Origin of the sequence: Nocardia seriolae NBRC 15557 (assembly GCF_007990715.1) — a bacterium.
Lineage (GTDB): Bacteria > Actinomycetota > Actinomycetes > Mycobacteriales > Mycobacteriaceae > Nocardia > Nocardia seriolae.
In genome coordinates, this window is the sequence record NZ_BJWY01000042.1 from 13,148 (window position 1) to 27,722 (window position 14,575).

Annotated in this window: 11 protein-coding genes; 4 read left to right on the plus strand and 7 right to left on the minus strand. The window is 70.7% G+C overall.

Features of this window, described 5'->3' with window-relative positions; all coding sequences use genetic code 11:
* The first annotated feature begins 30 nt into the window (after positions 1-30).
* From NS2_RS15220 to NS2_RS15230, 3 genes are read left to right on the plus strand one after another with little or no spacing between them, the layout of a single operon-like run.
* Positions 31-1,251, plus strand: a complete 1,221-nt coding sequence (locus tag NS2_RS15220; RefSeq protein ID WP_081985954.1) for an HpcH/HpaI aldolase/citrate lyase family protein — start codon at positions 31-33, stop codon at positions 1,249-1,251.
* Positions 1,248-3,836 carry a phosphoribosyltransferase gene (locus tag NS2_RS15225; protein WP_172416820.1) on the plus strand — a complete coding sequence of 863 codons (2,589 nt, stop codon included), beginning with the start codon at positions 1,248-1,250 and terminating at the stop codon, positions 3,834-3,836. Before NS2_RS15220 ends, NS2_RS15225 begins: the two co-directional genes overlap by 4 nt.
* Positions 3,837-3,851: 15 nt before the next feature.
* Complete coding sequence (locus NS2_RS15230) at positions 3,852-4,706, plus strand: HAD family hydrolase (protein WP_045437775.1); 855 nt, start codon at positions 3,852-3,854, stop codon at positions 4,704-4,706.
* Positions 4,707-4,723: 17 nt separating this feature from the next.
* Here NS2_RS15230 and NS2_RS15235 read toward each other — a convergent pair whose 3' ends face one another.
* The 4 genes from NS2_RS15235 to NS2_RS15250 are packed head-to-tail and all read right to left on the minus strand — an operon-like array spanning position 4,724 to position 7,921.
* The gene (locus NS2_RS15235; protein WP_033088218.1) at positions 4,724-5,530 is read right to left on the minus strand and encodes an HPr family phosphocarrier protein; all 807 of its coding nucleotides are present in this window, start codon (positions 5,528-5,530) and stop codon (positions 4,724-4,726) included.
* The gene (gene dhaL, locus NS2_RS15240; protein WP_036549782.1) at positions 5,527-6,168 is read right to left on the minus strand and encodes a dihydroxyacetone kinase subunit DhaL; all 642 of its coding nucleotides are present in this window, start codon (positions 6,166-6,168) and stop codon (positions 5,527-5,529) included. Before dhaL ends, NS2_RS15235 begins: the two co-directional genes overlap by 4 nt.
* Positions 6,168-7,169 carry a dihydroxyacetone kinase subunit DhaK gene (gene dhaK, locus NS2_RS15245; RefSeq protein ID WP_033088219.1) on the minus strand — a complete coding sequence of 334 codons (1,002 nt, stop codon included), beginning with the start codon at positions 7,167-7,169 and terminating at the stop codon, positions 6,168-6,170. The genes dhaL and dhaK overlap by 1 nt, the downstream gene beginning before the upstream one ends.
* A 20-nt stretch (positions 7,170-7,189) precedes the next feature.
* Entirely contained in the window at positions 7,190-7,921 is a 732-nt protein-coding gene (locus NS2_RS15250; protein WP_033088220.1) for a hypothetical protein, read from the minus strand.
* A 110-nt stretch (positions 7,922-8,031) separates the two neighbouring features.
* Here NS2_RS15250 and NS2_RS15255 point away from each other — a divergent pair, with 110 nt between their 5' ends.
* Positions 8,032-9,432, plus strand: coding sequence for a TerD family protein (locus NS2_RS15255; protein ID WP_033088221.1), 1,401 nt, complete (start codon positions 8,032-8,034; stop codon positions 9,430-9,432).
* Here NS2_RS15255 and NS2_RS15260 read toward each other — a convergent pair.
* The 3 genes from NS2_RS15260 to NS2_RS15275 all read right to left on the minus strand — a co-directional run bounded on the left by NS2_RS15260 (position 9,429) and on the right by NS2_RS15275 (position 14,482).
* Positions 9,429-11,147: a glycosyltransferase family 87 protein gene (locus tag NS2_RS15260; RefSeq protein WP_081985955.1), complete on the minus strand. Its 1,719-nt coding sequence runs from the start codon at positions 11,145-11,147 to the stop codon at positions 9,429-9,431. The genes NS2_RS15255 and NS2_RS15260 overlap by 4 nt on opposite strands.
* Before the next feature lie 9 nt (positions 11,148-11,156).
* Positions 11,157-13,745 carry a transglycosylase domain-containing protein gene (locus NS2_RS15265; RefSeq protein WP_147207189.1) on the minus strand — a complete coding sequence of 863 codons (2,589 nt, stop codon included), beginning with the start codon at positions 13,743-13,745 and terminating at the stop codon, positions 11,157-11,159.
* A gap of 344 nt (positions 13,746-14,089) precedes the next feature.
* Positions 14,090-14,482 (minus strand): DUF5318 family protein, encoded by a 393-nt coding sequence (locus NS2_RS15275; protein ID WP_231992953.1) that lies wholly within the window; start codon positions 14,480-14,482, stop codon positions 14,090-14,092.
* Positions 14,483-14,575: the final 93 nt, after the last annotated feature.

Genomic DNA, 14,575 nt, shown 5'->3' on the forward strand with positions numbered 1-14,575 from the left:
CCGAAAGCCAGCAGGAGGACGGCCGCACCGATGACCGCGACTATTTCCAGCGATCCGGCGCTCGCCCCGGTCTCCCTGCGGAAACGCTTTCCGCTACGGCACTTCCGGCAGGTGCACGGTCCCGAACTGCGCAGACTGTTCCACCGGACGCCCGAACCCTTCGAGGGCGCGCACGACCGCGACCTGCTGGCCATGGCCTTGGGCGCGACCCTCTACGTGCCCGCCACCCGGCCCGACCTCACCTCGACCATCATCCGGCGCGCCGAGCGCGGGGTGTGCTCGATGGTCATCGACCTCGAGGACGCGGTCGCCGACCACGCCGTCGAGGACGGCAAACGCCAGGCCGCCCGGACCCTGGACGAACTGGCCGAGTGCGGCGAGCCGCATCCGCTGGTGTTCGTGCGGGTGCGCGATGCCGCGAGCATCGCCGAGATCGTCGAGCGGATCGGGCCCGGCGCGGCGGCGCTGACCGGATTCGTGCTGCCGAAATTCGAGAGCACCTGCGCCGCCGACTATCTGCACGCCCTCGTCACGGCCTCGGAAACAGTGGGCCGCACCGTCTTCGGGATGCCGGTGCTGGAATCCCCCGCACTGGTCCACCGCCAGACCCGGGACCGCGAGCTGAGCCGCATCGGCGCGGCGCTGGCCGAGCACCGCGAACGCATTCTCGCCGTGCGCATCGGCGCCACGGACATGTGCTCCACCTTCGGGATTCGCCGTGACCGCGATCTGACCATCTACGACGTGCGGGTGGTCGCGGATGTCATCGCCGATATCGTCAACTATCTGGGGCGCGCCGACGGCACCGGATTCACCATCACCGGGCCGGTGTGGGAGTACTTCGCCGATCACGCCCGCATGTTCCGGCCGCTGCTGCGCACCTCCCCGTTCGCCGAGGTGGACGCGGTGCCGTTCCGGCAGTCGCTGGTCAGCCGCGATATGGACGGGCTGCTGCGGGAGATCACCCTGGACCGCGCCAACGGCATCCAGGGCAAGACCGTCATCCACCCCTCGCACGTGGCGGTGGTGCACGCCATGTCCATCGTCACGCACGAGGAATACGCCGACGCCCTGCACATCCTCAGCACCGCCGCGGGCGGCGTCGCCGCCTCCGAATACCGCAACAAGATGAACGAGATGCGCCCGCACCGCAGCTGGGCGCATCAGATCGTGCTGCGCGCCAAGGTCTTCGGCGTCGCGAACAAAGGAGTCTCCTTCGTGGACCTGCTCAAGGCCCTGGTCGAATCGTGACCGCCGATCCCGCCCTACCTTGGGCCACAAGGGAACTCGGCCTCACCTTGCGCCACACCGATTCCGCCTTGCTCGAACCCGATTGGCGCATCGACGATCTGGTCTCCCCCGGCCTGCGCCGCAATCCGCGCCGCGCCCACCTGCTGGTGTCGACCGTGCTCGGCAAGCACCTGCCCACCGACCCGCACCGCGTCCTCGACGCGGGCAACCGCCTCGGTGATCTGGTCCGCGCCGTCCTCGGACCGGCCGACGCCGTGGTCCTCGGATTCGCCGAAACCGCCACCGGATTGGGCCACACCGTGGCGGCCCGCCTCGCCGCCCGCTGTTACCTGCACTCCACTCGCCGCGACGTGCCGACCGCCGAAACCCTCACAGGTTTCGAAGAGGGCCACTCGCACGCCACCTCGCACCTGTTGCAGCCCATGCCCGCCGAGGTCTTCGGCAGCACGCTGCCCCTGGTTCTGGTCGACGACGAGATCTCGACCGGCGCGACCGCCCTGGACGCAATCCGCGCCCTGCACGCCTTCGCGCCGCGCACGCACTACGTCCTCGCCTCCCTGGTGGATATGCGCACAGCAGCCGACCGGGACGAATTCGAGGAGGCGGCCGTCGATCTCGGAGCCCGCATCGACACCGTCTGCCTGGCCACCGGCCGCACCGTTCTCCCCGACAGCCTGATCGACATGGTCGCCGCTCTGCCCGACCCCATGCTGAATCCGGTTGCTGCCCGACGCGGCACCTTCACCCGCGCCGAACTGCCCTGGCCGCACGGGGTTCCCGAGGGCGGCCGCCACGGCTTCCTGAACGCCGATGTGCCGGAGTTCGAGGCGGCCCTGGGGCGCGCGGTCGCCGCGCTGTCCCGGGCGCTCGAGTCACCGGCTGCCGCTGCGGCGTCGACGGCCACGGCCGCCGGTGGCCCCCGCCCGGTGATCGTGATCGCCCACGAGGAGCTCATGTACCTGCCGCTGCGCATCGCCGCGGCGCTGGCGGACAACGGAATTCCGAGCCGCTACCAGACCACCACCCGCTCGCCGGCCTACGTCCTGGACGAGCCCGGCTACCCGCTGCGCCGCGGCTTCCGTTTCACCGCACCGGAACACGGCGAGGACGCTCCGCGGTTCCTCTACAACGCCCAGTGGCCCGAACCCGCGCCGGATGCCGAGCCGATCCTGCTCGTCGTCGCGGACGGTCCCGCCGACACCGAACGGCTCACCGCCACCGGCGGACTCATCGACGTCCTCACCGCCTCGGGCGCGGATGTGCTGCTGGCCGTCCTGCCCGAATCCGACCCGCGCGCTCTTGCGGCCGCCCGCGCCCCGCGACCGGGAGGTTCACCGGCTGCGGCCCCCGCGCCGCTCGCGGCCGATCCGGCCGCAGTGGATCGCCCCGGCGCTCACCGGCGGGAAATCGCGGGTGCGGCAGGGACGCCGGACGACGCACGCACCATCGGACCGTCCGAGGCAGCCGGGGATGGGCCGCCGGAGCCGTTGCGGGGACCGGGGTTCGGGTCGTATGCGGCGGACGAAGTCGCCTGGTTGTTGACGGATCTGTCGGGTGTGGCCCTGGAAGCCGATGTGGTGGAACGGGAGCGGCGGATTCAGGCGGGGGTCGCGCATTACGCGGAGTCGCTGCCGGTCGAGTATCAGCCGGATGCCGCGTATCGGGAGCTGTTCGACAAGGTGCTCGCCGAGAGTGCCGAGCGGCTGGCGCTGGCGGTGGCCACCGTGTCGGAATTGGTGGTGGCCGAACGCGGCAGCGATATCGTGCTGGCTTCGCTGGCGCGGGCGGGGACGCCGGTCGGGGTGCTCATGCGGCGGTGGCTGGGGGCGCGCGGGATCGATGTCCCGCACTACGCGGTGTCCATCGTGCGCGATCGGGGCATCGACTTCGCGGCCCTGGATCATCTTGCGCGCCATCATGATCCGGCGCAGGTCGTCTTCGTCGACGGCTGGACCGGCAAGGGTGCGATCACGCGGGAGCTCGCCGAGGCGCTGGCGGCGTATCGGGCGGCGGGCGGGGCGGAGTTCGCTCCGGAGTTGGCGGTGCTCGCCGATCCGGGGAGCTGTGTGCGGACCTTCGGCACCCGCGACGACTTTCTCATCGCGTCGGCGTGCCTGAATTCCACGGTGTCGGGACTGGTTTCACGGACGGTGCTCAATGCGCGGCTGCTCGGGCCGGGGCAGTTCCACGGGGCGAAGTTCTATCGGGAGCTCGCCGATCAGGATGTCTCCAACCGGCTGCTCGACGAGGTCGGCGGATGCTTCGACCGGGTCCGCCCGCTGGTGGACGCGCAGGCCTCGGCGCTGCTGGCCGCCGATCGCACGCCGACCTGGGCGGGCTGGGAGTCGGTGGAGCGGGTGCGGGCCGAATACGGGATCTCGAGTGTGAACTTCGTGAAACCCGGTGTGGGCGAGACGACCCGGGTGCTGCTGCGGCGGGTGCCGTGGCGGGTGCTGGTGCGGGATCCGGAGGCGGGCGAGCACGCGCACATCCGGCTGCTGGCCGCCGCGCGCGGGGTGCCGGTCGAGGTGGTGCCCGAGCTGGCATATGCCTGTATGGGTTTGATCAAGGATATGGAGGGGTAGCTGGTGCGCGGGGTGATGGTGGCGACGGATCTGGATCGGACCGTGATCTACACGCGGTCGGCCTTCGGGCCCGCGGAGCCGGAGACGGTCTGTGTGGAACACCATGCGGGGCAACCGCTCTCGTACATGACCGTGACGGCGGCGCAGCGGCTGAGCGCGCTCGCCGCGACGGCGGCGGTGGTGCCGGTGACCACCCGCACCATCGAGCAGTTCCAGCGGGTGCGGCTGCCCGGCGCGCCGTGGCCGTACGCCGTCACCAGCAATGGCGGCACCATTCTGCGCAACGGCCTGCCGGACCGGCGCTGGCGTTCCGCGCTCGACGCCCGGGTGCGCGCGGACTGCGCGACCCTGGTCGAGGTGCGCACCGAATGGCGTGCGCGCGTGGACGAATCGTTCGCCCTGAAGCTGCGCGACGCCGACGAGCTGTTCTGCTACCTGGTCGTCGACCCGGCGCGGGTGCCCGACGGCTTCCTCGCGGAGTGGGACGCCTGGTGCCGCCCGCGCGGCTGGTCGGTGTCCCAGCAGGGCCGCAAGATCTATACCATGCCCACCCCGGTGTGTAAGAGCCACGCCGTGCACGAGGTGCGCCGCCGCCTGCTGGAATCCGGTGAGCTGCAGCCGGATTCGATGCTGGTGGCCGCCGGTGACGGCGCGCTGGACGCGGAGATGCTACGCACCGCCGACGCCGCCGTCCGGCCCCGGCACGGCGAACTGGAACAGCGGAACTGGACCCACCCGGGCGTGGCCGTCACCGCGGCGTCGGGCATCTACGCCGCCGACGAGATCCTCGACTACTTCCTGCGGGTCGCGTCCCGATCAGCGCCGGGCGGCCAGCAGGCGGTTGGTCGCCTTGGCCAGGGCGGCCTGTAGGAAAGGTCGTGGCTTGCTCAGCGAGGGTAATGATCACGATTCTCGTTGAGGCCGCGGACCTTTGCGATCGCCTGTTTCGCGTCGGGACCGCTCGCGCGCACCTCGAGCAGTTGACCGGGCAGGACACCGAGGGTGAGTACCCGGGTCAGGCTGTCGCCGGGTACCGGTCCCGCACCGGTGGTGGCATTGCGCAGCTGTACGTCGGCGTCGAAATCGCGCAGTGCGGCGACCAATTCGGCGGCGGGCCGGGCATGCAGGCCGTGCTCACCGGTCATTTCGAAGGTCTCGGTGAGCACCGAATCATCCCCGGCCGCCGCCCCTGTGGATGGCTGTGGATGATTTTCGATCTGTGCGTCCGGCGTTTCGCCGAGCTGGGCGCGTTTGGCGGCCAGCGCACCCTCGGCCTCGCGTGCGACGGTCGCCAGATCGGCCCCGCCGCCCGCCGCGGCCAGCGCCGAGAGCAGGCCCTCCACCAGCGGTGCGGCGGAAAGCTTCACTTCGACAGGCGATTCGAGCAGATCGAGCGCGGTCTCCGCGGACAGCACCGCGCTGCCCAGATCCATCAGCACCAGGACCCCGGAACCGGAGTCGGCGGCCGCAATGGCATCGGCGACCGCGACGGCATCGGTGCCCAGTTCACTGTCGTCCGGCCCCGCCGCAGTGTCGTCCGGCCCCGCCGCAGTGTCGTCCGGCCCTGCCGCAGTGTCGTGCAGCCCCGCCGCGATCCGGACGGCCACGCCCTGGTCGGGCAGCAGCCCGGCGGCCAGGGCCACCGCCGCCTCGGCGAGCGCCCGGCTGTGCGACACCACCACCAGACCGATCATCGCAGCGCCTGCCGCGCGGTCCGCACCAGCAGCGCCGCGCTGGTGGCACCCGGATCCTGGTGTCCCGCACTGCGTTCCCCGAGGTAGGAGGCCCGGCCCTTGCGCGCCACCAGCGGGATGGTCGCGTCGCGTCCCGCCTCGGCGGCCACCGCCGCGGCCTCGAGCGCGTCGGCCGCCGACGCTCCCTCGGCGACCTGCTTGTCCAGCGTGTCGGCCGCGGGGCCCAGCGCGTCCACCATGGTCTTGTCCCCGGGCTCGGCCTTGCCGCGTGCGATGACGCCGTCGAGCCCGGCCCGGAAGGCGCGCGCGAAATCGGCGATCTCGGCACCTGATCCGATCGCGCCCTCTGCTCCAGAGCCAATGGCACCGGAGAACCGCAGGAAGAAGGTCCCGAACAGCGGCCCGCTCGCCCCGCCGATCGTGCGGATCAACACCATGGCGGTCTGCTTGTACACCTCGGCGGGCGACTCCGGAGTCGAATCATCCAGCGCCGCAACGGCCGCCGTCATCCCGCGCCGCATATTCGTGCCGTGGTCGGCATCACCGATGGCGGCGTCCAGTGCGGTCAGCTCGTCGGCGTGCGCGTCGACGGCCGCCGCGAAATCCCGCACCCAGGCGGCCGCGTCCACCGCCGCCATCAGATGCCCCAGCGCAGGGCCGGGGTCCGCACGGGCGCGTCCCACAGGGCGGTCAGCTCCTCGTCGAGCCGGGTCAAAGTGACCGAGCAGCCCGCCATTTCGAGCGAGGTGACATACGGGCCGACCAGTGAGCGCTCGATGTGGATGCGATGCCCGCCCAGCATGCGCGCGATCTCGTCGAACATCAGATACAGCTCGATGAGCGGCGTGCCGCCCAGGCCGTTGACGAAGCACAGCACCCGATCCCCCTGCGCGAAGGGCAGATCCGCGAGGATCGGATCCAGCAGCAGGCGCGCCACGTCCCGCCCCGGGGCCAGCGGGACCCGCTGCCGCCCGGGCTCGCCGTGAATGCCGATGCCGATCTCCATCTCGTCCTCGCCCAGCTCGAAGGTCGGGTGCCCGACCGCGGGCACCGTGCACGAGGTGAGCGCCATGCCCATGCTGCGCGAATTCGCGTTCACCGCCTCGGCGACGCGCGCCACCTCGGCCAGCGGGCGGCCCTGCTCGGCGGCCGCGCCCGCCATCTTCTCCAGGATCAGCGTCGCGCCCACCCCGCGCCGCCCGGCGGTGTAGAGGCTGTCCTGCACGGCCACATCGTCGTTCACCACCACCGCGCGTATCTCGGTGCCGGACTCGGCGGCGGCCAGTTCGGCGGCCATCTCGAAGTTCATGACGTCGCCGGTGTAGTTCTTCACGATGTGCAGCACGCCCGCCCCGCCGTCCACCGCCGCGGTGGCGGCCTGGATCTGATCGGGCACCGGCGAGGTGAAGATCTCGCCGGGGCAGGCGGCGTCGAGCATGCCGAGCCCGACGAACCCGCCGTGCAGCGGTTCGTGCCCGGAGCCGCCGCCCGACACCAGGCCCACCTTGCCGGGCCGCGGCGCGTCGCCGCGCACCACGATGCGCTGCTTCACATCCACCCGCAGCTCCGGATGCGCCGCGGCCAGGCCCGCCAGCGCGGCGTCCACCACCTCGGCCGGATCATTGATCAGCTTCTTCACCGAATTCTCCCCTCGGAAGGCTATTCTGCGGACTCCTCCAGGGTGCGGGTCAATTCGATATCGGTCACCAACTGCACCATCAGGTCCCGTAATTCGCTGTCGGGCAGATGCTCGGCGGCGAACTCGAACGGCTCGGACACATCCAGCCCGCCCCGGGTGGCGGCCAGGATCACCCACGGAATCCCGACGTCGGCGACGCCGAGGCGCTCGCGGATCAGGTCGGTGGTGTCGTCCACGAGTCCGGCGCGGATCGCCACCGCCGCGGTCATCTGCTCGTCGAGTTCGGCCCGGCGGCGCTTCAGCAGGCCCGGATCGGCGGCGGCCTCCTGCGCGGGCGTGGTGCGCACCGACCCGTCGTCGAAGACCTGGAACCCCTCGTTCACGCAGGTGGTGCCCAATTTCACTTCGGCCTCGGCCAGTTCGGGCAGGGTGCGCAGGCAGTCCAGCACCGCGTCCAGCGCGGCCACCAGGCGGTCGCGAATATCGCGGCGGCGCACCAGTTCCCGATCGGCGTCCTCGCGTTCGGAGAGCACCTGTTCCACCGCGCGGCCGATCTGGAAGGCCATGGCGGTGGATTCCGGGGCCCAGCCGCCGCGCAGGACGAACTCGCCGTCCTTGGGGGTAATGGTGTCCAGGAACGCGTTCACCGCATCGAGCAGGTCCCGCAGCTGATCGCGGGACACGGCCGGATGCCGGAAGGCGCGCAGATACTGTTCGTGCGCTTCCACGGGATCGACCTCACCGTCGCTCACCCCGCCGATACTGCCACGCCCGCGCGCGTCGGCGGTTCACCACGGCCGCCGCCCGTGTCGCCCGGTTCCGTAGAGTGGCAGCGACAGCACCGACAAGCGAAGGGTCGATCTTGTCCACAGTTTTGGTGAAGGGCCAGAACGGTCCCTTGAATGTCCACGATCCGGTGATCAGCGTGCAGGTGGCCGCGCCCGCGGACCTGTCCGCGCTGCTGGTCACCGCCTCCGGCAAGGTTCGTTCCGACGCCGATTTCGTCTTCTTCAACCAGCCCAACGGCCCCGGCGTGACGCTGCGGCCGGGCCCGACCGGACAGCCCGTGCTGGCCGTGGCGCTGAGCGCGATTCCCGCGGAGATCGAACAGCTGCGGGCCGTCATCACCCTCGAGGACACCGCCTCCAGCTTCGGGCAGCTGCCCGCGCCGGTCGCCCAGGTCGGCGATGCCGCCGGAAACGTGTTGTACGAGTACCGGATCGAGGGGCTCAGCAGCGAATCCATCGTCATCGCACTGGAGTTGTACCGCCGCCAGGGCGAATGGAAGGTCCGCGCCGTCGGCCAGGGCTATGCGGGCGGTTTCGCCGCACTGGTCACCGACCACGGCGTCACCGTCGACGATGCCCCGCAGACAGCGCCCGCCCCCGTGCCGCAGTCCTCCCCGGGGCCGCCGCCAATGCCCCCCGGATACCAGGCCCCCGCGCCCACCGGCGATTTCGCCCCGGCCGGCGGTTATCCGCCGCCGGTGGACCAATTCGCCTCCGGCACCGGCTATCCGCCGCCCGCCCAGTACCCGCCGCCCGCCGAGTACGCGCCCACCGGCGGGTATCTGCCTCCGGCACAGTCGTATCCGCCGCCGCCCGCTGGTCAGCCCGCCGGGTATCCGCCGCCGCCCGGCTACGGGGCCGCGCCGGTCGAGGAGGTCCGGGACCTGCCCGCCAATCACGCGGTCAGCCTGGTCAAGGGCCAGCGCATCAACCTGCGCAAGGAGGGCGGCGCGGCGCTGAGCTACGTGAAGATGGGCCTGGGCTGGGATCCGGTCAAGCGCGGCGGCATCTTCGGCAACAAGGCCGTGGACGTGGATCTGGACGCCTCGGTGGTCCTGTTCTCCGGCACCAACCCGGTCGACGTCGTCTACTACGGCAGCCTGACGTCCAAGGACGGCTCCAGCCGGCACCAGGGCGACAACCTGACCGGCGAGGGTGAGGGCGACGACGAGGAGATCTCGGTCGACCTGTCCCGCGTCAACGAGCGGGTCACCACGCTGATCTTCATCGTGACCTCCTACAAGGGCCACAGCTTCGAGCAGGTCGCCAACGCCTACTGCCGCCTGGTCGACAGTGCGACCAATGCCGAGCTGGCGCGCTATACCCTCGCGGGCGGCATGCCGTTCACCGGCGTCGTCATGGCGAAGATGTATCGCCCTGCGCCCGGCGCGGATTGGAAGCTGGAGGCCCTCGGCGAGGGCCTCCAGGCCAAGCACCCGGGCGAGGCGGTGCCGCAGCTCGCCCGGTTCGTCTAGGGAACCGGGACCGGCTGCCGCGGGCGCAGGAGCGGCGGCAGCCAGGGGTCCTGGGGGTCCGGGGCGCGGTTGAGAATGCCGCCCCCCGGATCGTCGATCCCGTCCCGCCGCACCGGGTCCTCGCCGGGTCGGTAGATCTGCCGGATCACCAAGACGCACAACGCGATCACCGCCAGGTCGCGCAGCGCCACGGCCCCGGTGAACCACTGCTCGGGCAGGCCCTTGTGGTCGACGCCCAGGTAGTAGAACATGCGCGGCACCCACACCAGTGCGTCGATCGTCATCCACGCCAGCAGGATTCGGCGCTGCGGCAGCGCCAGCACCGCCAGCGGCACCAGCCAGATCGAATACTGCGGGCTCCACACCTTATTGGTGAGCAGGAACGCCGCCACCACCAGGAACACCAGCTGCGCCAGCCGCGGCCGCCGCGCCGCGGTCAACCCGATCCAGCCGATGCCCGCGCACGCCAGGACGAACAGCAGCAGCGACACCGTGTTCAGCAGCGTGGGCGTCTGCTGCGGTCCCAGCACCCCGTCCAGGCCGGTCCAGCCGGTGAACGAGGTGATCACGTTGTAGATCGAATCCGGGTCCGCGTGCCGTTCGGTATTGAGCCGGAAGAACTCCCGCCACCCGGCCGGGTACAGCGCCGCGATGGGCGCGTTCACCGCCAGCCAGGTGACCGCCGCCGCCGCCACCGCCGCGCCCGCCGCGCGCAGCGGCCGGATGCCGCCCCACGCCGACTCGTCCTCGTCGAACCGTTCGGCGCGCAGGCACAGAATCAGGATCGGCCCCAGCAGCAGCAGCGGATACAGCTTCGCCGCGCCGCCCAGGCCCAGCAGCACGCCCGCGATCACCGGCCGCCGCCGCGCCCAGGCCAGCAGCCCGCCCGCGGCGAAAGCCGTTGCCAGCGCGTCGAAATTGGTGAACGCGTGCACCAGCACCAAGGGGGACAGCGCCATCAGCGCGGCATCCCAGACCCGGCGTCCGGCCAGGAGCGCGCTGGCCCAGATGGTCACCAGCCAGGCCATCGACAGCCCGACGGCCACCACATCGAAATAGATGACCACCTCGAGCGCGGTGTGCCCGGGCAGCCCGGACATCTTCCCCGCCTTGGCGATTCCCATGGAGGCGTACTGGTACAGCCCCGACAGCACCGGATACTCCATGTACCGGGCCTGCGGTCGGCCGTCGTTGAATTCCACCCACTGCTTCTTGTACGGGAACGCGCCCTCGTTGAGATGCTCGGCCCCGTACAGCGGCACCGTGTCCGAATAGCACATGGCGATGTACTGGCGGCCGTTGTTCCAGTCCAGCCCCATCACGCCGTCGGCGTCGGGCCGCTGCTGGATGCAGCCGGCCTTGCCGAACCAGCTGAACGCCAGGATCAGCACCGCGAACGCCATCATGACGCGCATGGGCGTCCAGAAGCGGACCCGGCCGATGACCGCGTGGTCGCCCACCGGTCCGCCGATCAGATCGCAGAGCTGCGCGGTCAGCGTGTCGGTGCGGCTGGGCTTGTCCCGATCGTCGACCGATCGCAGATCCGCGGCCAGCGGCTCCGGCGATTCGTAGATCACCGGTACCTCACTTGCGCGAGCATCGTCGACATTCCGCTGCGCGCGAGCATCTTTCACCGCTGCCTCCCCCGGCTTCAGCGCGTCATCGGCCGGCGCGCCCGAGGCGGCCGGCCGATGCACCAGTTCCTGCTCGATCACGGCAGCAGGCTACCGAGTCGACCGTGGCCCGTTGCCGTTGCCGTTCCCATTTCCGTTCCCGCCATTGGGTGATGTCGTCGGCGTGGAGCCGTCGGCGGGCGCCACCGGCTGCCCGGACATCGGCCCCTCCTGCGGATTCTGTTGCTGCGGCTGCGGAGTCGACTGCCGCTGATTGTTCGGATTCGGTGCCAGGCCCGGCACCGGAATCGTGATGCCCGGCAGGATCTCGACCTGGCTCTGGGTGAGCACCGGCATCTGCGGCGCCTGCTCGGTGGTCGACGGCGGCGTGTACGGCGCGCTCCACGACGGCACACCGGCCTGGCCGCCGATGGTGCCCGGCTTCGGGAAGTTCTCGTTGGGCGTGCCCTTGAGGGCGCCGTCCATGGTGGCCTTCCAGATGTCGGCGGGCAGGCCCGAACCGTAGATCATGCCGCCGTTGGCGTTTCGCAGCTTCTCGCCGTTGTCGGTGCCCACCCAGACCGCGGTGGACAGCGACGGCGTGTAGCCGACCATCCAGGAGTCGCGGTTCTCGCCGGTGTCGCCGAGCTGGTTGGTGCCGGTCTTGGTGGCCGAGAGCCGGCCGCCGGAGAGCTGGTGGTTGCGCGACCACTGGGCGATGGGCTTCATCGCGTCGGTCACGTTGTCCGCCACCGCCGCCGAGACCCGCTGCTCGCCCGCGGGGTCACCGCGGTCCAGCAGCACGGTGCCGTCGGAGGCGACGACCTTCTGCACGAAGTGCGGCGCGCGGTACATGCCCGAGGCGGCCAGCGTGGCGTACGCGGAGGCCATGTCCAGCGGGCGCACCTGGTACTGACCCAGCACGATGCCGTTGTTGGGGCCGCTGCCGTCCGGCTCGGTGAGCGACTTGCCCACGCCCGGAATGGTCTGCGGGATACCCAGCTTGTGCGCCATGTCGGCGATCTTCTGCGGGCCGTTGCCCTGCATGTCCAGCTCCATGCGGTAGAAGCTGGTGTTCAGCGACCGCTTGAGCGCCTCGGCGATGGTGCACATGCCGCACTGCTCGCCCTCGACGTTGGTGATCTTGATGCCGTTCACGGTGACCGGCGAGGAGTCGTACAGCGTCGAGAGCGGCTTGCCCAGTTCCAGGTTCTCGGCCAGGCCGAACACCTTGAACGAGGAGCCCGGCGGCAGACCCTGATTGGCGTAGTCGAGGCCCTGGCCGTCGGAGCCGCCGTAGTAGGCGCGCACCGAGCCGGTCTTCGGATCCACCGACACCACGGCCGTGCGCAGCTTCTCGGGCTCGCCGTCCATCACCTTGTTGACCGCGTCCACCGCCGCCTGCTGCGCCTTGGGATCGATGGTCGTGGTGATCTGCAGACCCTCGGTGTTCAGGTCGTGCTCGGTGATGCCCGCGGCCTCGAGCTCCTTGAGCACCTGGGTCTTGATCAGGCCCTCGGGACCGGCGTCGAGCGTCTTGTCCTTCTGCGCCTGCGCGGCCGGAATCACCGCGGGGTACTGCATGTTCTGGCGATCGGCCGCGGACAGGTTGCCGCCGTCGACCATGCCGTCGAGCACGTACTTCCAGCGGGTCTGCGCGCCGTCGGGGTTCTTCTCCGGATCCAGGTTCGACGGCTGCTGAATGGTCGCGGCCAGCACCGCGCCCTCGGCCACCGTCAGCTCCGACACCGGCTTGTTGAAGTAGGCCTTGGCAGCCGCGTCGATACCGTAGGCGCCGCGGCCGAAGTAGATGGTGTTCAGGTACGCGGCCAGGATCTGATCCTTGGACCACTGCTTGGCCATCTTGGCCGAGATCACCAGCTCGCGCAGCTTACGGGTCAGCGAGTGCTCGTTGCCGACCATCGCGTTCTTCACGTACTGCTGGGTGATCGTGGAACCACCACCGGCGGTCGAGTCGCCGGTCACCTGTCCCCAGATCGCGCGGCCGAAGCCCTGGATGGAGAAGCCCGGGTTGGTGTAGAACGAGCGGTCCTCCGCGGCTATCACGGCATTGCGCACGTGCGGCGGAATCTGATCGATCGTTACGTCGGTCCGGTTGCCCTCGGGCGGAATGACTTTCGCCAGCACCGAGCTGCCGTCGTTCATGAAGATGGTGGCCACCTGGTTGTTCTTCATGTCACCGGGCTGCGGCACGTTCACCGTCGAGTAGGCGTACAGGAAGATCGAACTCATGCCGCCGAAGACCAGCGCGATGGCCAGGTAGGCGACGCGCCGGACTATCCGCCACGCCGAACTCTTCTTCTTCTGCGGCGTGCCGCGGCCGCCCTGGCCGTTGCCGCCGGAACCATTGCCGCCCGGCCGCCGCGGCGGCGGACCCGCCGGAACGTCGTTCTGCGGCCGCCGGGTCGCGGGCTGCGCGCCCGACGGTGGGCGATTGCGGTCCTCGGCGGGCCGGGGCCGGGTGCCCGCGCCGCCCTCGCGCACGGCGCGATCGGAGACCCGCTGGGTGCGGTCGGAGGTGGCCGCCCGGGAGATGTGATTCGGAACCGCCTGGCGCGCGCCGGTATTCACCTTCGCGTCGGGATCGGCGGGATTGGGTAGCTTGCGCGTCGCATCCGGATTGCCCGGTCTGGGCGGCGGCCCCGGACGTCGAGGGGGCTGACCGCCCTGCGGCGGCATCGGCCCGCGCGGCGGCTGACGTTGGGCCCGCGTGGCGGCATACCGCCGGGACCACCGTTGGGTCCGCGCTGCGGGCCACCGGCCCCGGGGCCGGGCTGCCGGGCGCCGGGCGGCGGGCCTGCCGGTCGCGCTCCACCTCCCTGCGCTTGCGGCGGGTAGCCGCCGGGGCCGGGTTGCGAACCGCCACGGGGGCGGCCGCCGTGCGGTCCGTCGTCATAGGGCGATGTCACAGCCTGGCTCTCCAATAACTACTCGATACGGTCCGGTCCTGGTGGCTCGATGCGGTCACGCGCGCATCGCGGCGGGCACGGCGCGCCCGCTGGATCAGCAGTCGACGTGGCCTCTCACTCGGCGGCCGTGCGGCGGGCGCCGCTGCGGCGGCGTCCCGTCGGTGCGGGCGCCAGGCCCAGCACATAGGACTGCACCAGATGATTCCAACTGCAGGTCCGGCACACCTCGACCACATGCACCGAGAACTCTTCGCGAGACTCGGCCATCCGGACCAACTCTTCCGGCGTGCGGGCGGATCCCGCGGCGGGCCCGAGCCCATCGCCGAAGACCCACGATACGAGAGTCAACTGCTCTTTCCTGCAGATAGGGCATGTGACCTCGCTCCCCCGCCCGTGGAACTTCGCCGCCCGCAACAGGTACGGATTCGCATCGCACACCTCCGCGACCGCGACCCGCCCCGCGTACACGTCGGCGAGCAGCGACCGACGCCGGAGCGCATAGTCCACTACCTGCCGCTGTATTCGCACGCGACCCAGAGTACTTGCGGCCCCCGACCGCCCGCACGCCCCAAGGCGACTCTCACGGAATCTCCACAAGTG

Bases quoted from the DNA above. Each gene is read 5' to 3' on its own strand.
- NS2_RS15220 (WP_081985954.1), top strand. From the start codon at position 31: ATGACCGCGACTATTTCCAGCGATCCGGCGCTCGCCCCGGTCTCCCTG.
- NS2_RS15230 (WP_045437775.1), top strand. From the start codon at position 3,852: ATGGTGGCGACGGATCTGGATCGGACCGTGATCTACACGCGGTCGGCC.
- NS2_RS15235 (WP_033088218.1), bottom strand. From the start codon at position 5,530: ATGATCGGTCTGGTGGTGGTGTCGCACAGCCGGGCGCTCGCCGAGGCG.
- dhaL (WP_036549782.1), bottom strand. From the start codon at position 6,168: ATGGCGGCGGTGGACGCGGCCGCCTGGGTGCGGGATTTCGCGGCGGCC.
- NS2_RS15265 (WP_147207189.1), bottom strand. From the start codon at position 13,745: ATGCCGCCGCAGGGCGGTCAGCCCCCTCGACGTCCGGGGCCGCCGCCC.